The sequence below is a fragment of the Alicyclobacillus fodiniaquatilis genome (genome assembly GCF_042678105.1).
Taxonomy (GTDB): domain Bacteria; phylum Bacillota; class Bacilli; order Alicyclobacillales; family Alicyclobacillaceae; genus Alicyclobacillus; species Alicyclobacillus fodiniaquatilis.
On sequence record NZ_JBHUCX010000083.1, the window covers coordinates 130,397 to 149,058 of the forward strand.

General features: G+C 47.4%; 20 protein-coding genes and 1 tRNA gene. 8 read left to right on the top strand and 13 right to left on the bottom strand.

The window, feature by feature from the left end:
* A partial coding sequence (locus ACFSB2_RS20195; RefSeq protein WP_377945007.1) for a cold-shock protein occupies positions 1-135 on the bottom strand: 135 nt, incomplete at its 3' end.
* Between the two features lie 257 nt (positions 136-392).
* A complete protein-coding gene (locus ACFSB2_RS20200) occupies positions 393-755 on the bottom strand; it encodes a hypothetical protein (RefSeq protein ID WP_377944908.1) in 363 nt (120 codons plus the stop codon).
* 185 nt (positions 756-940) lie between these two features.
* On the opposite strand from ACFSB2_RS20200, the gene ACFSB2_RS20205 reads away from it, so the two are divergent.
* Positions 941-1,381: a hypothetical protein gene (locus ACFSB2_RS20205; RefSeq protein ID WP_377944909.1), complete on the top strand. Its 441-nt coding sequence runs from the start codon at positions 941-943 to the stop codon at positions 1,379-1,381.
* 128 nt (positions 1,382-1,509) lie between these two features.
* On the opposite strand, the gene ACFSB2_RS20210 is transcribed toward ACFSB2_RS20205, so the two are convergent.
* From ACFSB2_RS20210 to ACFSB2_RS20225, 4 genes are all read right to left on the bottom strand, one after another.
* The gene (locus tag ACFSB2_RS20210) at positions 1,510-2,511 is read right to left on the bottom strand and encodes a glycoside hydrolase family 15 protein (RefSeq protein WP_377944910.1); all 1,002 of its coding nucleotides are present in this window, start codon (positions 2,509-2,511) and stop codon (positions 1,510-1,512) included.
* 138 nt (positions 2,512-2,649) lie between these two features.
* Entirely contained in the window at positions 2,650-3,399 is a 750-nt protein-coding gene (locus ACFSB2_RS20215) for a nucleotidyltransferase family protein (protein ID WP_377944911.1), read from the bottom strand.
* Between the two features lie 123 nt (positions 3,400-3,522).
* Entirely contained in the window at positions 3,523-6,336 is a 2,814-nt protein-coding gene (locus tag ACFSB2_RS20220) for a 1,4-alpha-glucan branching protein domain-containing protein (protein WP_377944912.1), read from the bottom strand.
* 86 nt (positions 6,337-6,422) lie between these two features.
* Positions 6,423-6,914, bottom strand: a complete 492-nt coding sequence (locus ACFSB2_RS20225; RefSeq protein WP_377944913.1) for a DUF4912 domain-containing protein — start codon at positions 6,912-6,914, stop codon at positions 6,423-6,425.
* Positions 6,915-7,263: 349 nt separating this feature from the next.
* Here ACFSB2_RS20225 and ACFSB2_RS20230 point away from each other — a divergent pair.
* Positions 7,264-7,349, top strand: a tRNA-Leu gene (locus ACFSB2_RS20230).
* A gap of 950 nt (positions 7,350-8,299) precedes the next feature.
* Here ACFSB2_RS20230 and ACFSB2_RS20235 read toward each other — a convergent pair.
* Positions 8,300-8,908 (bottom strand): hypothetical protein, encoded by a 609-nt coding sequence (locus ACFSB2_RS20235; RefSeq protein ID WP_377944914.1) that lies wholly within the window; start codon positions 8,906-8,908, stop codon positions 8,300-8,302.
* Between the two features lie 156 nt (positions 8,909-9,064).
* On the opposite strand from ACFSB2_RS20235, the gene ACFSB2_RS20240 reads away from it, so the two are divergent.
* Both ACFSB2_RS20240 and ACFSB2_RS20245 read left to right on the top strand, forming a co-directional pair.
* Positions 9,065-9,214, top strand: coding sequence for a hypothetical protein (locus tag ACFSB2_RS20240; RefSeq protein ID WP_377944915.1), 150 nt, complete (start codon positions 9,065-9,067; stop codon positions 9,212-9,214).
* A gap of 645 nt (positions 9,215-9,859) precedes the next feature.
* Entirely contained in the window at positions 9,860-10,210 is a 351-nt protein-coding gene (locus ACFSB2_RS20245; protein WP_377944916.1) for a phage holin family protein, read from the top strand.
* 195 nt (positions 10,211-10,405) lie between these two features.
* Here ACFSB2_RS20245 and ACFSB2_RS20250 read toward each other — a convergent pair whose 3' ends face one another.
* Together ACFSB2_RS20250 and ACFSB2_RS20255 are read right to left on the bottom strand one after the other, a co-directional pair.
* Complete coding sequence (locus tag ACFSB2_RS20250) at positions 10,406-11,131, bottom strand: polysaccharide deacetylase family protein (RefSeq protein WP_377944917.1); 726 nt, start codon at positions 11,129-11,131, stop codon at positions 10,406-10,408.
* A gap of 409 nt (positions 11,132-11,540) precedes the next feature.
* Positions 11,541-11,861 (bottom strand): YolD-like family protein, encoded by a 321-nt coding sequence (locus ACFSB2_RS20255; protein WP_377944918.1) that lies wholly within the window; start codon positions 11,859-11,861, stop codon positions 11,541-11,543.
* A gap of 263 nt (positions 11,862-12,124) precedes the next feature.
* On the opposite strand from ACFSB2_RS20255, the gene ACFSB2_RS20260 reads away from it, so the two are divergent.
* Positions 12,125-12,316, top strand: coding sequence for a hypothetical protein (locus ACFSB2_RS20260; RefSeq protein WP_377944919.1), 192 nt, complete (start codon positions 12,125-12,127; stop codon positions 12,314-12,316).
* A gap of 227 nt (positions 12,317-12,543) precedes the next feature.
* Here ACFSB2_RS20260 and ACFSB2_RS20265 read toward each other — a convergent pair whose 3' ends face one another.
* Positions 12,544-12,717 carry a hypothetical protein gene (locus tag ACFSB2_RS20265; protein WP_377944920.1) on the bottom strand — a complete coding sequence of 58 codons (174 nt, stop codon included), beginning with the start codon at positions 12,715-12,717 and terminating at the stop codon, positions 12,544-12,546.
* Positions 12,718-13,067: 350 nt separating this feature from the next.
* On the opposite strand from ACFSB2_RS20265, the gene ACFSB2_RS20270 reads away from it, so the two are divergent.
* Both ACFSB2_RS20270 and ACFSB2_RS20275 read left to right on the top strand, forming a co-directional pair.
* On the top strand, positions 13,068-13,298 hold the full coding sequence (locus tag ACFSB2_RS20270; protein ID WP_377944921.1) for a hypothetical protein: 231 nt from the start codon (positions 13,068-13,070) through the stop codon (positions 13,296-13,298).
* 384 nt (positions 13,299-13,682) lie between these two features.
* Positions 13,683-14,249 (top strand): manganese efflux pump MntP, encoded by a 567-nt coding sequence (locus ACFSB2_RS20275; RefSeq protein WP_377944922.1) that lies wholly within the window; start codon positions 13,683-13,685, stop codon positions 14,247-14,249.
* A gap of 64 nt (positions 14,250-14,313) precedes the next feature.
* Here the strand turns inward: ACFSB2_RS20275 and ACFSB2_RS20280 are convergent, their stop codons facing one another.
* Complete coding sequence (locus ACFSB2_RS20280; protein WP_377944923.1) at positions 14,314-15,099, bottom strand: sulfotransferase domain-containing protein; 786 nt, start codon at positions 15,097-15,099, stop codon at positions 14,314-14,316.
* 302 nt (positions 15,100-15,401) lie between these two features.
* Between ACFSB2_RS20280 and ACFSB2_RS20285 the strand changes: the two genes are divergently transcribed.
* Positions 15,402-16,184 (top strand): class I SAM-dependent methyltransferase, encoded by a 783-nt coding sequence (locus tag ACFSB2_RS20285; protein ID WP_377944924.1) that lies wholly within the window; start codon positions 15,402-15,404, stop codon positions 16,182-16,184.
* Positions 16,185-16,431: 247 nt separating this feature from the next.
* Here the strand turns inward: ACFSB2_RS20285 and ACFSB2_RS20290 are convergent, their stop codons facing one another.
* Together ACFSB2_RS20290 and ACFSB2_RS20295 are read right to left on the bottom strand one after the other, a co-directional pair.
* The gene (locus ACFSB2_RS20290; protein ID WP_377944925.1) at positions 16,432-17,604 is read right to left on the bottom strand and encodes an MFS transporter; all 1,173 of its coding nucleotides are present in this window, start codon (positions 17,602-17,604) and stop codon (positions 16,432-16,434) included.
* 114 nt (positions 17,605-17,718) lie between these two features.
* Positions 17,719-18,603, bottom strand: a complete 885-nt coding sequence (locus tag ACFSB2_RS20295) for a LysR family transcriptional regulator (protein ID WP_377944926.1) — start codon at positions 18,601-18,603, stop codon at positions 17,719-17,721.
* Positions 18,604-18,662: the final 59 nt, after the last annotated feature.

Genomic DNA, 18,662 nt, shown 5'->3' on the forward strand with positions numbered 1-18,662 from the left:
CTGTCCTTCGTCCAAAGACTTAAAACCGTCGCCTTCGATGGCACTAAAGTGCACAAATACGTCATCTCCACCGTCGACAGAAATAAAACCGTACCCTTTTTCTGCGTTGAACCACTTTACCGTACCTTCTTGCATCAAAAAACCTCCATGGCGGCAATTGGGCCGTCCTTTTAGACTGTACACCCTTAGGTATAACCCTAAATGTACACTCTTATTATACACCTTAAAAACGCACCGTAAAGCAATTTGTTACAAAATGCAATACAAAATTGATGCGCCCTCACAGACCACGCTCAAAATCATTGATGGTTTCACATGAGATGATGCCTGTTCTGCCTTTAAGGTGCTTCACCCCACTGCCATCTGTATGGAAATACTATATTGAACAATTATTATGGGCGTGCATAACCGTCCGACGCCGCACTTGGATCCGGTGGGTCAATATGTGTGGCCGCTCCACTGGTTCCTGTGCCGCTGGGATCATTTGTATGTGCGCCATTTGTTTGCTTGCCCTGTGTTGGATTCGCCGATGTGGATGGTGGTCCTGCAGCTTGATTTTTCGCTGGTTTCTCATGTGACATGACGACAGTGATGAGTGTCAACAACGCTGCCACTCCATTCGCGATATCATTCACTTCCTGATTGGTGATGAAGTTCCAGCCCAACGCACTGGTAATGATTTTGACAGCTCCCAGCAAACCGACAATGATGGTGCTCAAGCGACGGTTCTGTAAAAGGTATTTTATGGTTTGCAATTTTGTTCACCTCACAACGCCGGAACAACCAGACCGACTTTTTTGACCATGTATGTGTGAGATGACGCGGTTTGGTGACTGCGCAAAAAACTTGTCACTGATACTATGAGATCTGCAGGCACACAAAATGAATATATACGCCATTTGAAATACGAGCTATCATTTTCGTGACGGAGGGGATGTGGATGGATAACGAGTTGCGCGCATTTCTAGAGACGATGAAGGACGAAATGTCAACGATGGAGCAACGTCTATCGGAGCGCATTGGCAACGTCGAACAACATCTGTCAGGGCGCATCGGCAGCGTCGAGCAACATCTGTCAGAGCGTATCGACAGCGTCGAGCAACATCTGTCAGAGCGCATCGACAGCGTCGAGCAACGTCTATCGGAGCGCATCGACAGCGTCGAGGAACAACTGTCAGAACGCATCAATAATGTAGCCAGAGATGTCGAAGAAATCAAAGGACATTCCGTCAGTACAGACAATATGGTCGTCCAAATTCTGAGGCACAAAATCCCTCAAACCAATCAAAAATTAAGTGACATTGAACAGAAATTAGACGTGCTTGCTGGTGAATACGGCAAACAGCGAATAGAAATTCTCGCTTTAAAGAACCAAGCGTAACCCGCGTACGCGTGCTTGTCTGGCACGCGTTTTTCCATGTAGCAGCCCGAAAAGGGGACCAAGCATTGTTGATCCCCTCCCTTTATCTACATCTCATCAGCATACCATCTGCATGAAGAGCATCTTCCTTATGCGGTACCACACAGTCTGTCGTATAAAACCAAAAACAGCGCATGTGCCCAACCAAGTGGCACATTCTCATTCGCGACGCCCTGTTCTGGAAGGTATAATTCAGGAATCTGCATATTTTCCGCCATCACCCGCATGGTCAAAGCTAAATACGACAAGCTCTGATCCCGATTGCCCAGTTCAGCATGGCAGAGACCCAGCCACGGCAATCCCATACACCATTCCGCTTCTTTTCCGCTATCTTGATAATACTGATCTCCTTTATACCGAATGACGCCTCTCGGGCGCAACAGTTGCTCTTCCACATTTGTGACAACGATTTGTGCTAAATCTGGTGGCAGCAAACGATAGGGGTAAACCAAACTCAGAAGCGCGAGATCACATGATTTGCTAACGCTTTCTTGTGGCAAAAGTTCGTATAGCGCACGGAACCCAGCTCGAATGATTTCCCATCTCACGGCAAAGTACGGTTGAACGGCGAGCAACCCTGCAACGCACGCACCGACGCTGCTTGCATGAAGTTCTCGATTTTCTTCCCACATGCCGTTGTCTTCGTCGTTCCAATATTCTAAGGTCTCCAGGTATGCAATGAGCAAAGATATGATATGTGCATCCCGCTCATCTCGCAGCATTGGTTTCCCACGCCGCAGCCCTTGACCAATGCCAAACAAAAAAGCGCCTATGGCGTCATTTTGCGCGTTCCCCCACGGCTCTGAAATTTCTTCCAACGTGTCCGCGCTATACCGAGGATGGATATACTCGTACACCGCCCGTGGCCTGTGCTTGGCGTGATACGTCAACTTCCATTCGTATTTCCGGAAAATATCGAGCATACTGTGATAAGTTTCTTCAAATCTGCCACCGTCACGATGGAGTTCGGATAGGGAGATATAGCAGATATCCCGAATCCAGACATAGTGGTATGTGTTTGAAGGGCTTGCTACATAGAGGCCGTTCTGTTGCCGCAATGCGTCTAAAACATGCTGCACTTGGTCTCGCATATAAAAACACCCTCCCTCTCCCTACAGTCTAGAGTGGGAGCGTAAAGGGTGTGCAAAATATGGGCGTTTATCCATCTGATTTCGTTTAGAATATTCCAACAAAGGCAGACAATCGCAAGATAGCCGATCCCGCTTGCATCAAAAAACCGATGCTAATTCAATAGGGAGATTGACATGGACCCGACCGTGAATCATATCAATTTGCGTCTGATAATACTGTTGCAACGTCCCCACATCTGACCAGTACCCTGTTGCTTCAAAGCCGTAGAGCGGCAACTTCAACTGAAGAAGCATTGGAAATAGCTCACGGCCAAAGTCGAATGGCTGCTGCGCAGGGATATACTGAAAAATCTCTGGCTCAAAAATGTAGATGCCCGTGTTGACTAAATACGAGTTCCCTTCAACCCAAGTTTTTGGCTTTTCAATAAAATTTTGAATTCGCCCATCTTCTCCGACGTCAACCACACCATAGCCAAGTGGACAGTTGATACTGGTCAGCAGCAATGTTGCTATCCCACCATAGCGTCGATGTGTTTCCATCGCCTGTGACAAGTTGAAATCTGTGAGTGCATCGCCACTCATCACAACAAATGTCTCCTGTAGCTGATGCTGTAGGGCCTTTACCCCACCAGCTGTTCCTAAGGGGACGATTTCATCTTGGTAGTGTATGCGTACACCCCAATCCTTGCCGTTCGAAAAGTAATCCCTGATGACATCCGCCATATAGCACACAGTCATGGTGATGTCATTGAAATCGTGCATGGCGAGCAACTCGACGATATACTCCATTGCGGGACGGTCTAAGAGTTGGAGCATCGGTTTCGGTATTCGTTTCGTTAATGGTCGTAATCTGCTGCCTTTGCCCCCCGCCATAATCACAGCCTTCATGTCCATGTCCCCTTTGCCTGCACAGTGATGTTGTGATGTGGGATTATATAATTATTTAAAAAAAAGTATGACAAGACGTATTCGTTTACATGCCATCCCGTCAAAAAATAAATGACACTCAGTTCATCGGACCATTTCAACCGCGATTTGCCCAGGAAATAAAAGTTGATATACACCAATGGTGCTGCTTGCGATATGTTGCCAATCAAAGCGGGATAACGCTTGCTCCGCGACGTCTGCCAGTCGATTCGCAAATTCGCGTTCCCGAAGCAACCATTTAATTTGTTCAGCAAGAGACGACACGTCATTTGGGAACGCTTTTAAACCGTTGTGCGCATGCCGAACGATATCCCCCAGCCCACCTACGTCCGCGACAACCACTGGCGTTCGGGCAGCCATTGCCTCCAGTGCAACAATGCCAAACGGCTCGTATAAGCTGGGGAAGACTGCCACATCAGCCTCACGCAGTAGACCATTGCGCACCTCATCCGATACAAAACCCGCAAAGTCAACGTGTGTTGCAATGCCAAGTTGTTGCGCTTGCGTGACGAGATCGTCCTGCATTGGACCTTTGCCAGCAATGACAAACTTCACTTGAGGAAATTCAGCCAAGATGGACGGTATAGCCGCGAGTAACAAGTGGACACCTTTCTCTCGAACAAGCCTGCCCACAAACAACACCATTGGTGTCCAATTGTCGATAGCGACGACATCCTGACGAGGTGTTTGCGCAGTGGCAGGCGCCTGTAAGATCGCCCTGTCCACACCGTTTGGAAGCACGTCGATTTTATCTGATGGCAAGCGAAAAACCGTCTCCAATTCTTGTTTCATATAGGTGCTGCAAACGATAACGCGGGCCGCCTCGTACGTCAGTTCCCATTCCAAGTGGTGAATATGCCGTTGCATGTCTGTGTAAATCCCATGATTTCGCCCATATTCAGTCGCATGAATGGTCGCGATCAATGGAATCTCGAACTGCTGCTTTAATGTTTTGGCAACGTCGCATACGAGCCAGTCGTGCGCATGGATGAGATCAAACGTCACCCCGTCTTGCTCCACCATGGCGTGACATGCATCCAACATCATCAGATTCAGTTGCAAGATGAAGTGCGTAAATTCGCCACCGTCTGGTTGCAGCACGCGAACGCGATGAACATGTACGCCCTCGATGGTTTCGTACAAGGGATAGTCGCCAATGGCCATGGTGACCACATGCACTTCAATCCCTTGTTGGACAAGGTGTCTAGACAAATCGTAGGTATGACGCGCCAATCCACCTACAGTCAACGGCGGAAACTCCCAAGAGAGCATCAACACGCGCAACCTCGACGAAGTATGGCTGATTTGATCACGCGCTATGTTTGTCTGATAGATCTGATAACTGATGGCTGGATAGATATTGTCGTTCGCATGCAGGTTCGCCAAATAAGCGGTGTCAATGTGTTCCTCACGAATCATGTTTGCTAACGCGCGGAACCGATGAATGTGCAGTTTCGTTCGCTTGACTGCATAATCGACCATAGTCCCTGTATCCATGATGAATGCCCAATCGCTGCTTTGCGCCAACATCAGCTCGCGCGCCGCCTGATTCAACGCCTGCTCAACAAGTCCGTTTGGGGTTGGATGCGCATTGGCCAAGTGAATCATCTGCTGTTCACAATCGTGCAAGGCTGGATAGATCCAATCATTTTGCCCGTTCAGCCAGACATCCCCATAGCCCCCTCGTCCCCATGTCGACATCTGTAATTGGCATGATTGAAAATCTGGATACAGCGCCAAGTACTCTGATGGCGCAATGGTCTTCAGTTCCGTTTGATCAAAATGGAGTTTACGAAGCAACATCTCAATAAATATGGGGCCTTCATACCACCAATGACCGAACAATTCGGCATCATAAGGCGCAGTGATGACAGGTGTGCGCCCCATCACCCGCTTCAGGTATTCCACTTGCTTTTGTCTGTTGAACAGGAAATTCCCAGCATGCACAGCCGCTTTTTCACGCGCGCGCGCAAAATCATATGGCGCTTTTTCGCCACCCGTCCCCGTGATGCGGTAGTACTTGATCCCTGTATTGACGCGAATGCCGTCGGGATGAATGTAGGGACGGATGTAATCGTCAGCGAGATCGTACCCAATGTCGCGATAGTATTCACGGTAGTCAAAATCGCCGGGATAACCAGATTCAGAACTCCAAACCTGCTGAGATGACGCTTCATCGCGGGCAAACACAGCTGTCCCACCGTGCGTCAAAATCGGAGATGCCACGCCAAAAACAGGGCGTGGTTGAGCCGCTGCCAAACCGTGCGCATCGACAAAAAAATAGCGGATTCCATATGCCTGTAGGTGATGCTCAATTCGCGGGGTGTATGCACATTCAGGCAACCACATGCCGTTCGGACGAAAGCAAAAATGATGTTCGAAGACGTCGATGGCAGTGGCAATTTGTGCGCGCAGGGATGCATCTGTTTGAATATAAGGAAGAAACGCGTGTGTAGCAGCACTGGTAATCAGCTCCACTTTCCCTGCATCGCGCAACTCGCCGAAGGCTGGCAGAATGTTGCCATCGTATGACTCAAAAAATTGTTGTATATCGAGAAAACGCTGCAAATACTCACCAGCCAACGTGTGAAACTGCGGCTCATCTTGCGTGCGAACAACCTCTTTCTCCGCCAGCGAAATCAATTTGCGCAGATAACTTCTGTAGCGCACCTGCAACAGTCCGTCGGCCAGCATTGAGATAAGCGGCGGTGACAAAGATAGGGTCACGCGAAAGTCGACGTCGTCCCTGACCAAACGCTGAAACATCTGCAACAGCGGAATATAGGTCTCGGTGATGGCCTCAAACAACCAGCGTTCTTCTAATCTATCGTCTCTGTCCAGATGGCGCACAAACGGCAAATGTGCATGGAGGACCAAATTCAAATAGCCTGTTGTCATAGCGTGTCCCCTTCCTATGCTGTAAATCAAAGCTCCTCCGTACCACAAAAACGGCATGCGCATGTCAATACACAGCGCATGACCACCTATTCACAGATGTGATATCCATCAAATTGAGACGCATAGGGATGAACATGGGATATTTCTGGTGGTGGTATCGTGCAAGCAAACTGCACCTCTGGTTGCAACGCGGCTGTTTTGTCCAGTGGTAACGTGACGACATTCGACCTGTGGATGGAGAATAGACGGTCATCTAGTGAAGTTGTCGCCAAATCGATGACATAATTTCGATCCGATTGCAGGTTGTGGATATACCAATTGTCCTCTGACTGAACGCGGATACGCGCAATCAGTGGCGCATTGTACCCGTCAAACCAACAATCTGTCACATCGTAGACACACAAATAAAGCGCAAGCGTATCCCACTGGGCACAAAAGTGCCTCGCGATGAGTGCGCGCCGTGTATCATCCACTTCCCAATAGACAAAGATGGTGTGCGGATCTTTCGCCATCCCCACCACACGACTTGTTCCGTATCTGCGATCCCACTGCTCATCAAAATCATCTTCCCGAAGCATGCCTGATTCACCCCCGCAGATATTCCAAGTCCTTATGTGCCCGATGCCCATTTACCTGTCTGGCACTACATGGATATGCACAATGGGGTATAGACATGTTCACTTTTTATCTGTGGCAGTTCATTCTTCCCGCAGCGGGAACGGCTTTAAATATCACAGGGTTCATGTGACCAAAAACACAGCGAACGCTCCTCAGTGGATTTTTTACGATGCTCGTTAGATTTCATTTGAACAGTCCATCGTCTAATGCTATAATACCAACGGAACAAATATCCAACGTCGTTTTAACCCGCATGGATTTGTCTGTTGTGTCAGACAGAATGAAAAACGGCGGAAGTGTAGTCATCTTGCCGGGGTGGCGGAATGGCAGACGCAGCAGACTTAAAATCTGCCGGGGGCAACCCCGTACCGGTTCGAGTCCGGTTCTCGGCACCACAGCTTTAAAAACTGTTGATACGACACGGTTTATGACTGTGCCCTTACAGTCAACAACAGACCGACAGCGTTCGCTGGAATCCAGCAGATTTTAATGAAACTGTTGGGGCAGTCGAACAGATGAAACGTGAATCTTCCAGCGTCACTGTGAACACACAGTGACGTTTTTTATTGTTCAGTTTGCGACGGATGGCACTATTTATTTTGTTTCACTGGTGTCACTGCAGCCAAATATCGATATCCATTTTCCGCTGGTGATAAAGAACCTCATTCGTTTTCATTCCGCATTCCTCCCTCTCTTACAATTTCTTCATGACATCCATTACATCCGGTCGTTATCGTCTGATTTTTTTATTCAATTGTCCAACGTTTAATATTGGTCACTAGTTTAATTAGTGGAGATGATGCGTGAATATGTTGCTTGGATGAGTAACGAGAAAGTCGAGTACGACAGGCATCCGAGCCGTCATGATTTCACCACAGAAGATGGCACACATTATGATGAATATTCCACAATACACATATCAGGATCAACCTATGCTACGCTTGTCCTATCACCCTTACTACCTACTCACGCCTCATCAGCGCGATTGCTGATGAGGTATCTTTTTGTCTGTCAATGTCACTATGGGAACTTGAAGATGATTCAGGTCTGACACTCGAGGATACGGAAATGAAATGCTTTGTGGCCGCAGAGTTTTTTGTTTTATACTGATGCAACATACTGTTTATCGAAATTTCAAAAAAGGTAAAATTACGGAGATTCACATTGCACCGACATAACCGACTGTCGTTTTACGATGATATAAACGAGAACACAAACCTGCATCTGCGATGCCTGTAAGCGCGTGTTTGCAGGTTTGTTTCTCCTCCCAATAATCTACTTTAGCATGAGTTTGTCGAAATTCCATTAAATTTTTTCTTAACTTGAAGATACTCTGAGTGTCATATTACGGGTTGCCATGCTGTGTCGTTACTGGATTACCGACCGGAACAAGATGGGAGAGCACACCTGCCGGAAATGTCGGCTTTGGCTCGCTTAGCCAATAGTCCACCGTCAACAAAACATATACACTGTCTTTTTTGAAGTAAAATTGGACCTTTTGATATCGAGTCATATCCCATTCATAATATGGAATTCCTGATTTTGTGTGTTTCAGAACCCATGGCACTGATTTCATAAGACCATGTTGTTGATTATTGGTTTTCCATGTTTCAGGTGATTGAGAAGTGAATTGAAAATTGTATATGGGATCACCTCCCTGGTTACCGCCAAAATCCATATTTCCACCAGAATCCCATCCCATGATACGGGGATTCGCGATGCCAAGCCCTCCTGTCACCATATAGACTTCGTGATCTTGAGGAGTGGACGAGACATGATATTGGGCGAGATCAGCACGAATGGCTTCCATCGTCTGTTCATCGAATTTATCGTTCGTCAGGACGTAATCGCGAGATGTTTGGGAGCGTAATGAATGATGAAAATAAACATCTAACGCACCTCCAATTAAGGCGATTGCCGCCATCCCCGCCGATACCCTGTGTGCTATTTTCACAGAATCCCTCCAATCCATCATTACCATCATAAGGGAAAAATTTTATGATGAATAAAAAACCATTCAGAATTCTGTAGAAAAAAGAAGGATTTCTTCATTGTTTACATAATGTATATATAGGAGGTGGCTACAATAGCTTATACACGTGTTTTTCTAATGGAAAAAGAGGAGCCTTTGGAATTTAAGGATCTCCAACCGCAAAGTGTCGTGGACAAACTCAATCATTCGGACAATCAGATGGTTGAGGTGGATGATGGGGTTTGGGTCAATAAAGACAATGTCGTTTCGATAGCAAGAGTTGGCTAGTTTGGATGAACCCGCTTCGGCGGGTTCTTTTGATGTTTCCAGTTCGCGAACGCACTGCTGCTGTTCCATCCTTCAAGATGGAACATTATCCCTTACGATTTCACCAAGCAGATCAAACAGGAGTGATCCCTGATGCGGTGAATGATCATGTAGGTGATGAGAACTTGGATAAACTGTGACCGTTGGAGGGAAATGAACGCATGTTGTGAACTTGACAGATAACCAGTGGATCGAAAAAATGCTCAATTTCTTCGTTCACCAAAGCATCCATTCGAACAATATGACACGTATTCGTCGCTCAAACAGCATACGTGGGCCGTTGCTCCGCAAAATGGACACACAAACGTACCTTCCCTTTCCCCAAGCGACTGAATTTGTTGTTTGGACGTTTTTTTCGCCCAAATTAATTCAAGTGCATCTTCGCCGTTCATCCACGTGTTCCCTCCAGCATTAGGGTTTTATTTGAACGATCATAAAGTTGGCACCACGTCTGCTTGCTTACGTACCTACATGAATTTTACCCTCATTAATCGCCATCAATGCAAAATGACGGAGCTGTCTCTAAAAGTGGACTACCTCATCGTGGTTTATTTTGGAGGAAAAAATGGAACAATACATTTGAGACTGCTTAAAAGGAGGAGCCAAATGAACTGGATTGGAACGATCGTCCGTTTCGTCGTATCGGCATTGGTTTATATGTTTGTGGCCTTTCTTGTACCTGGATTTCAAATTGCCGGCTTTTGGTCTGCTGTGATCACGGCAATCGTCGTTTCACTGATTGGTTGGGCGATTGAAGCGATGTTTGGGCCACGCATCACAAACTATGGACGCGGCATTATTGGATTCATCGCCAGCGCCGTCATTCTCTATGCCGCCCAATGGGTTGTTCCCGGTATGCGAGTCACACTGCTCGGCGCCTTAATCGCCTCGTTGGTCATCGGGATCATCGATCTGTTTATTCCTCTTCAAAAACCTGGTGTGCCATCGGATCGGTAATGGTTTCTCGCCGTCAGTTCCCCATCAATTGGGGTTGTTAACCGCAAATGTTTCGCGAAAAATGGTTGTGTGATCGACGAATATACCGCACCCTCGATACGTCATCGTCTGGGTGCGGTATATTCGTTTCTTGCTTTACTACACAAGCCCACATCTGATATCCTGCCGCTCTGAAAACGCCCCCTCACAGTAAATTCACCTCAATCTGTAGTTGGTGGTATCCGTTTTCCTTCCGATATACTCTCCTTGATATTGTTCCGGCAACATTGCAAACGTGTATCCATTTGAGCGCAGATATCGAATGACTGAAGGTAGCGCCTGTACCGTATTTCGACTGGAAGGTACCCCATCGTGCATGAGAATGATGGCATTCGGACGCGCTTCTCTTTTTACAATGGAGATGATGGATGATGCAGGCTTCCCTTTCCAATCATTCGTATCCAAAGTCCACATCGCAATTGGATGTCCAGCTTTGCGCACAAGCGCGCCGTCCGATTCGCTCAAAATGCCGCCCGGCGGTCTAAAATACTTGGGTTTAACACCGCAAATGGCCTCTATTGCTGCATCCGTTCGGCTTATGTCCCTTTCTACCCATTGTTTCGATTTGTGGGCGATATACGTGTGATAGAAGCCGTGATTGCCAATTTCATGCCCATCATTGTGAATTCTTCGTATGATATATGGAGACTGTTGCGAACGATAGCCCAATACAAAAAACGTCGCTTTTACGTGTTCCTTATGTAAAATGTCGAGGATTAAGGGAGTATAAACGGCATCCGGTCCATCATCAAACGTCAAATATATCTTCTTGACGTTTGTCGCAGCAGACACATTTGATACACAGTTCGTCAACATGCAAGTTGTCGTGCCGAAGATAAGCGCGCATAAGGCATTTACTGTTCTGCGAGCGATTTTCTGCATATTCATCCCCATCCCTTTGTTGTGAAATACCAGGAAAGACCATAGTTCAATTTTCCTCATGAGAAAACGAATTATGTGATTTGCAACTCGATTTCACAATTCAGACATGGATGACTGCACACGGGCTTCTTTCATTCTGAGTGGATTTCTTATTCATGGACCTATCACAGAGGTATTGGAGTACGCTTGTGTTTCGTTTGGGGGTGTGAGGTGTAAAATGCCTTGCCTCATGAAAAAGACCGCACATGGCGGTCTTTTTCCGTAAGTCGCAGATGGTCTTGAGACTTCCTAAAAGGTTGTCACCATTACACATCATCCTCCTTACAAAGATTAATGTGTCCAGGAGACGATGGATTATGCAATCCGCTTTTCCCTCTTCAGATATGACATCCGTTTGGCAATTCTAAATTTAAAGCGCCTCAACATCAATCAAGCGGTCAAACGGCACTTTTTTCCGATCACCATTGATATTGAGGTACAAAACGCCATCCCGTGCCTCTGGGATGCCCTCTAAGAATTCATCCTCAAATGAATTGAACAATTGAATGCAAACGGACGTCTGATGTTCAATTGCATCGCTGATGACATATCCTATATCCTCCCATTTTTGTTGAGAAAGAATCGGTTTCTTTTTGATTTGCTGCTCACGCTTCAAACGTGTCATGACATCTGTATGTTCAGGTAGCATTAAGCGCATGCTCTCAAACAGGTTGCCATCAGCAATTCCCATCGTCTCTTCATCTCCACTACATCATGCCGTTCACAAGAACATATGTTCTGTTCGGAATGAGTATACGACGATGAGCAGACAGATGCAAATATTTGAGCATTGGTCAGCGAGTTACCCGCATTATGGCAGCGGTTACAAATTCAATGTTCACAATGCAAGCGATTTACACGAAAAAACGTTCACATTGTAAACGTTTCACCGCCAACTTTTGCTGATGACACGGCTATATAATGTAACCAACAAAAGAAAAGAGGTGCTGTATTATGCAACCTTTGGATACGAAGGGCATGCAATTTGTGTATCAAGCAAGACTTGAAAATGCTGCAAACAATCGTCGCGGTCATGCAGTTGTGAATCCGTCAAACAACTTTTTCCGCAAGATGTTGAACGGCTTTACCGCGGCCAGTGCGCGTAACGGAAAGAGTCACAAGTTGAGCAACAGGCCAATCTCCTAACCTCCGGGTTGGAAATTGGCTTTTTTTCATTCCCAGGATATTGCCAGCATCCGCCACTAGAACTGCACTGATACAATTTGGCCTTAACTACAAAAAAACGCCCCCACCGCAAAGGTGAAGGCTTCGGATTGAGTGGTTAAGTCATCAGATGATGTTAACTGGCTTACCTCAAAATTATCTTAAAAACATCAAGTTCGCACAATTCGATCCGACTTTCTACCGCAATTCTATCCAACTCTTGATATCAAAAGGACATTGGCCCTATTCACCCAGACACCATCATCCACTTCAACAAACTGTTGCTTTGAATGATTCAATTTGTCAACGACATATTGAGGTTGGATCCCCTTGAATTCTAACGGCTCCTCTGTTTCCAGTAAATAAACACGCGTAAACGCCATCTACATCAACCTCCTGTTCACAACCTATGCAACACAGAGCGCCATCTTTCATTTTTCGACACCTTCACCCACCCAGTGCCCTGATAAACTGTGCGGTACATGAACCCATACAAAACAACCCTCTGCACATAAGATGATGCCTTCTTACGCACAGCAAAATCGTTTTAAAAGGACACACGCCCGTTCTATTTCGACATGATTTGGCCATACATTCGGTGCTTTCAGATCAAAACCAAAGAGGGGGGAGGCACAGGCAACAACGTCACTTCATCGCTGATTTTTTCGGACACCCGTTTTTTGCGGAGACAAGCTTCTACCTGACTGCATTCACTGTGGCAGGAGGGATAGCTATGATATCTGCCGTACAAATGAGCGTTGGTCAAACGCGCATCTTCACGCGTGATCATGAAACGTCAGACACGATGACTGTTCATCTGAAAACAGGCGAAGCACTGGTGATTAATCGAGGATTTCACAACACCATTTTCGTAAAGAGCGGGATCGACCTCGTGCACAATATCCACGTCATCAACCTCAAACTCGGCCAAACGGTTATCGTCAAATCCGTACACAAGAAATAATAACAACCGCCACAATCTATGCAGACCATGCGCGACATGAACGGCTATCAGTAATTACAGGGATAAACAGTCTTTACACAGACAAAGACAGGCCACTACAACTGGCCTGTCTTATGCCACAACATGTATAAGGATCGTGATCGACAAAATGATCACCAAGGCCTGCTTCCCTCATCTGTTCAGGCGTAGTGTCTAACTGATTCCTTTAAGTCCAAATGCCTCCTTGATGTGTAAAATTCAATATAAAAATATTCACATGATAGATATTGGACATACGCTATCGGCGCTTTTCATGAATTAGGTGAACGGCCTGGTCGCTTTGCCCTGTTCGAACAGCAGGCGATCCCCATACCTTGGTAGGGAGCGAAAACGGAGGCGTGGGGAATGGGCTGGTTAACTGCGTTCATCACAGCAAATTTGATTGGCATTGGCTCAAACTTCGACAACTGCGGCACAGGCATCGCTTACGGAAGTGCGCAAATTAAATTCCCCCGCGAGGTCATGGCCATTGTCAACATTGTCGGTTTTTGCACCGCGCTGTTCGGTGCATATGGAGGCCAAATCATTTCGCACTACATCAGCGCTCCTCAGGCGAAATGGATAGCATGCATTGTACTCGTTTGCATCGGCGTGTTTTTCTGGTATTCATCTTATGTTCATCCCAAAATTTCAAAGCAGAAAACGAAGATACAAATCAAAAAACCGGGGTGGAAAGAAGGCATCCTGCTTGGGCTGGCGCTCTCTTTCACCAATATCGCAAGTGGATTTGGCGCTACTGTCGCCAATGCGGCCACACTATGGGCGACCGTTATCAGCATTACCGTTTGGGGATACATCATGATGCTACTCGGAAACGTGATCGGCATTGGCGTCATCGCAAAATTACTCGGCAAATATGCGTCATTGGTTTCTGGATTGATGCTGATTTTAGTCGGACTCCACCAACTGTGACCATGGCGCAGCGCAATGGAGCCGCAGCGTGCACTGCAAAAGTGAGAAGACCTGTAAAAACAAATCACCACGACAAATCATGTTCGTAGCCCAAGTCAATCAACATGTCACCCGCAATACGTTTAAAATCCGCTTTGTGCTGAGGCTCAAACTCCAGTTTCCAGTCCCCCACCCGCCCAGCGCGAAATGTAGGCGATACCGCTGGATTGATATTCTGCTCCATTTTGGCGACCATCACAGGCTTCGGCATTTGCAGACTAGACGGATCATCCAAAAGAAAATCGACTATCCGCCCCAACGCCTTTGTTCTCCTGTCAGAAGGCTGTGCCAATTCCTCAAATGTCACGTGACAAACGTTTCGCGCCTTACACCAAGGCAAATACGGTGAACAAGACTCGAAAATATTGGGGAATTCGCTAAAACCACTCGCAACGTGCAACGAATTGGCCAATACGGTATCCACGATATCTGTGTTGAACTTTACCCCATTGATGATGGCGGACAAGCGGGTTTGCTTCGTCACCAAAAATTGCTGAAATGCTGGGTAAAGCACGTGGGACGGAAAGGCGTTTGCAATAAAGTGCATCATGGAGACAGCAATATCCCTTGGATCTCGGCTAATAAACAACACTTTCACCTGATTGTCTTTCAGGAATCGCTCAATCTGCCGACTGTGTGGCAAATGCATCACGCCCATCTGGCCAGGCAAGATGGGATTGGTGCTGGGCTTGAACACATTCTTCCTGGTCTGCGTCATACCAGGAATACCAAGCACCGCCTGCATTAATAGATGCGTTCCCCCTTTTGGTATGGACACGATTAAAACTCGCGGTAATGAGATCTCACCCATTGCACTTCCTCCTATCTCTAAACGGCACCGCTGCGGACGCCATCCGCGATGCTGATTGAACTTGTTGCTGGTGTGGGACGATGGCAATCTAGAGACAAACATTCATTCGGAATGTTTGCAGTATGGTATGCCAATGCTCGACCCTTTGAGCAGGGAGGTTGTTCGGGGTACAACTTCTTTGGCATGAAAAGAGGGGAGTAGACCACTGCACGACATTTCATTTTTCGATGTCCCTATGATGACAACCTATGTCTCACTCGTTCGCTGTACAGGTAAAATGAGCATAACAAGGAGGGGATAAAATGCACGACAAACACGCCATCAAACAGCACGTCCAAGCCCAATTTGGGCAAAATGCCGAGAAATACGTGTCAAGTCCAGGGCATGCTCATGGAAGCGATCTCGCCCTTGCCGTCGAATGGCTGCAGCCCACTTCCCATGACGTCGCGCTCGACATCGCGACAGGCGGCGGACATGTGGCAAAGACGCTCGCCCCTTTTGTCCACAGTGTGACGGTGACAGATCTGACGGAGAACATGCTTGAAACTGCCCGAAACCACCTGACCGAGAGTGGAGTGCAAAACGCGCAGTACGTGTTGGCAGATGCCGAGGAACTGCCCTTTTTACATCATTCGTTTGACATTGTCACCTGTCGCATCGCACCACATCACTTTCCCCATCCAGACGCATTTATTCGCGAAGTCGCGCGCGTGTTGCGGCCAAATGGACGTTTCCTATTGATTGACAATGTCGCTCCGGACGACAAATCATTGGCCGATTTTGTCAATCTTGTAGAAACGATTCGGGATCCGAGTCACGTCGAATGCCTTTCCGTCATTCAATGGAGACGCTTGTTGGAGGAACAGGGATTTACCATCACACAGGATAACGTACGGAAGAAAACCTACCTCTTACAATCATGGGTGGACAGAATGGCGCCCACTGACGCGCATCGATTGGCCGTGTCATCTATGCTCCTTCATGCGCCTTTGGATATCAAAAAAGATTTTGAAGTTGTCATCCAGGACGAGACGGTTTTGAGCTTTGCAACCAACGAATGGATTGCGCTTGCAAAGAAGCCATAGGTGAGCCGCACCATACACAGCTGGTCCATGCGGTCAACCAACTGTCAGACAGGGAGAAGAATATTTCCGACTACGTCCACAAAAGTCGATCCCCCACTCCGAAGAGTGGGGGTGATGAGAAACGGCTCCCCCCGGTAAACCAACCTGATTTGGGTACCCGTTTCATGATTTGTCTACATGAAGTACGCTTCGATTGTAGGCGTTCATCCTCGAAATCAGCTTGAAAAATGACATCGCTGCACACACATTAGCGTAACACTGATTCCGGCCTGTGTGTGATAAAAAACCCTATAATCAACATGGCGATCACGATGACCCCCAACAAACCGAGCGCTGCGGCAAACCCATTGAAAGCGCCGTGCAACATACCTACGAAAATCGGTCCAGACGCGCCAATGATGTAGCCGATGGACTGAGCCATCGCTGACCACGAGCTGGCTTCTGATGCGGTCGTTGTTGCGTCGATGGGCAACAAGAGCGAGAGTGGAAAAAGGCCCCCAGCGCCAATCCCGATAAAAACGGCGGCAACAATGGGATTTACATGGGGAAGCAGCAGTAAAACCACGCCGATGAGTTCAGACAAACTGCATAACATCAACCAAAATCGGCGATGCGGAAATTTTTGCGTGAGCAATGGGAGAATGAACGTGACCGGAATCTGGACCAGTGTAAACACCGTCGAAACGGTTCCCGCAAAAGTCGCGCTCCATCCCATAGATTGAGCAATGGGCGGCAGCCACGCCGTGAATGCGTAAAACAAGAAAGCCATCAGCCCAAAAAAGATCGTAATGACCCAAGCTCGTCCTCTTTTCCATGGAAGTGGCACATGCTGTGGCGCGGATGCCGCGTTGTGCGACGCATCCGGGTGTCTTGACGCGAATAGCCAAATCGGAATCGCCACCAAGGCCAAAATGGCCCACATTGTCAACGCCCAACGCCAAGAGCCGTCAAACCACATGCGAATGGGCACCGTAAGCCCCGCGCCTGCAGCTGCGCCAATCACCATCGCCACAGAATAGAGCCCAATCATCGACGACACCTTAGTCGGGAAATGGTGCTTGATAAACCCTGCGAGAAGCGGCCCTGCCGTGGCGATCCCGATACCAAGCAAAAATGACGTAAAAAGAAGGTACAGTGATGAGTGCGTAAAAATGCGAAGCACTGTGGCCAATGCGATCATAACCATTGATCCTGCAAGTATCCGTTCAGTGCCCATGCGCGCGCCTAGTCGCGCCGCAATCGGCGAAAAAATGCCCATGCACAAGACCGGAATAGACGTCAACAGACTTGCTACAACAGCATTCATCCCGAGAACATCGCTCACCTCATTTAAAATAGGCGATACAGATGTAATCCCCGGCCTTAAATTTAACGCCGCTAGAAATAGGGCGAACACAAAAATCTGATTGCGCGATTTCACAACATTCCCCCCACATATGCTTGGACCTTGAAGCCTATGTACAGTGTACGAAGCAACAGAGAATAAAACAATTCAATGAACCTAATGCATATCATTAAAAATCGCAATGAACTTTCAACGCAGGTGCTTCAAGCGAGAAATGAGTTTATTGACGAACGATCTCGCCGCGTGACTGATGTAACGGTCAGAGCGATAAATGATGCCGATGTCACGAAATGGCGTTGGATCAACAAGCGGAATGAACCGCAAATCATCTCCACCAATGGACTCGATGAGTTGCCTTGAAAAAACAGAAACGCCGAGGTCATTGCGCACCATGTTGATGATGGAAGGCACTGTTGAGGTTTCAATGATGGGTTCCAAACGGATGCCCTTCTCATCACTGTGCGAATCGATTAAATCCCTTCCAACAAAACCTTTCGGGAAGAGAATCAGCGGTAATCTATGTAAATCAACAAAGGGGAATTCTATCCGATCCGCCAACGAGTGACGCTCACTTGTTACAATCCCGAATGTCTCATGAATCAGTGGAATCTGAATGATTCTATCATCCTCATGCCCCAGAACGGTCAAACCAATGTCCGCTTGATTTTGCAGCACCATTTGACGAATGTTTACTGACCCCTGCAGGGTCAGTTTGATATCAGGAAATTCTCGATGAAACTCAATGACAATGTTTGTCAGCCTGAAGTCTAAGTCCCCAGAAAGCATACCCACGTTGAGTGTTCCTGTGTAGAGATGTTTGAGATCATCAAGTTCATCTTGCGCACTCTTTATCGTTTGCATCACTTGTTTGGTATGCTTGAGCAATACCACCCCGGCCTGGGTCAACGTGATCCGCTTGCCGATGCGATCAAACAAGGGCAAACCTACCTGTTCTTCCAGGGCGCGGATTTGTAGGCTGAGGGTGGGCTGAGCAATACCGAGCCGCTCGGCAGCACGCGTGAAATGCAACTCCTCAGACAAGACTGCAAAAGCTTCGAGCAGCTTCAATTCCATGATTCATTCCCCCGGGATTATAAACGAATAGCCCCCCATTTCTGGCGGGGGCCTCATAC

What these genes read in the sequence shown, in the direction of transcription:
- ACFSB2_RS20205 (WP_377944909.1), top strand. Translation starts at nt 941, where the DNA reads ATGGATAACGAGTTGCGCGCATTTCTAGAGACGATGAAGGACGAAATG.
- ACFSB2_RS20210 (WP_377944910.1), bottom strand. Translation starts at nt 2,511, where the DNA reads ATGCGAGACCAAGTGCAGCATGTTTTAGACGCATTGCGGCAACAGAAC.
- ACFSB2_RS20215 (WP_377944911.1), bottom strand. Translation starts at nt 3,399, where the DNA reads ATGAAGGCTGTGATTATGGCGGGGGGCAAAGGCAGCAGATTACGACCA.
- ACFSB2_RS20220 (WP_377944912.1), bottom strand. Translation starts at nt 6,336, where the DNA reads ATGACAACAGGCTATTTGAATTTGGTCCTCCATGCACATTTGCCGTTT.
- ACFSB2_RS20225 (WP_377944913.1), bottom strand. Translation starts at nt 6,914, where the DNA reads ATGCTTCGGGAAGATGATTTTGATGAGCAGTGGGATCGCAGATACGGA.
- ACFSB2_RS20240 (WP_377944915.1), top strand. Translation starts at nt 9,065, where the DNA reads ATGGAAAAAGAGGAGCCTTTGGAATTTAAGGATCTCCAACCGCAAAGT.
- ACFSB2_RS20245 (WP_377944916.1), top strand. Translation starts at nt 9,860, where the DNA reads ATGAACTGGATTGGAACGATCGTCCGTTTCGTCGTATCGGCATTGGTT.
- ACFSB2_RS20250 (WP_377944917.1), bottom strand. Translation starts at nt 11,131, where the DNA reads ATGCAGAAAATCGCTCGCAGAACAGTAAATGCCTTATGCGCGCTTATC.
- ACFSB2_RS20255 (WP_377944918.1), bottom strand. Translation starts at nt 11,861, where the DNA reads ATGGGAATTGCTGATGGCAACCTGTTTGAGAGCATGCGCTTAATGCTA.
- ACFSB2_RS20260 (WP_377944919.1), top strand. Translation starts at nt 12,125, where the DNA reads ATGCAACCTTTGGATACGAAGGGCATGCAATTTGTGTATCAAGCAAGA.
- ACFSB2_RS20265 (WP_377944920.1), bottom strand. Translation starts at nt 12,717, where the DNA reads ATGGCGTTTACGCGTGTTTATTTACTGGAAACAGAGGAGCCGTTAGAA.
- ACFSB2_RS20270 (WP_377944921.1), top strand. Translation starts at nt 13,068, where the DNA reads ATGATATCTGCCGTACAAATGAGCGTTGGTCAAACGCGCATCTTCACG.
- ACFSB2_RS20275 (WP_377944922.1), top strand. Translation starts at nt 13,683, where the DNA reads ATGGGCTGGTTAACTGCGTTCATCACAGCAAATTTGATTGGCATTGGC.
- ACFSB2_RS20280 (WP_377944923.1), bottom strand. Translation starts at nt 15,099, where the DNA reads ATGGGTGAGATCTCATTACCGCGAGTTTTAATCGTGTCCATACCAAAA.
- ACFSB2_RS20285 (WP_377944924.1), top strand. Translation starts at nt 15,402, where the DNA reads ATGCACGACAAACACGCCATCAAACAGCACGTCCAAGCCCAATTTGGG.
- ACFSB2_RS20295 (WP_377944926.1), bottom strand. Translation starts at nt 18,603, where the DNA reads ATGGAATTGAAGCTGCTCGAAGCTTTTGCAGTCTTGTCTGAGGAGTTG.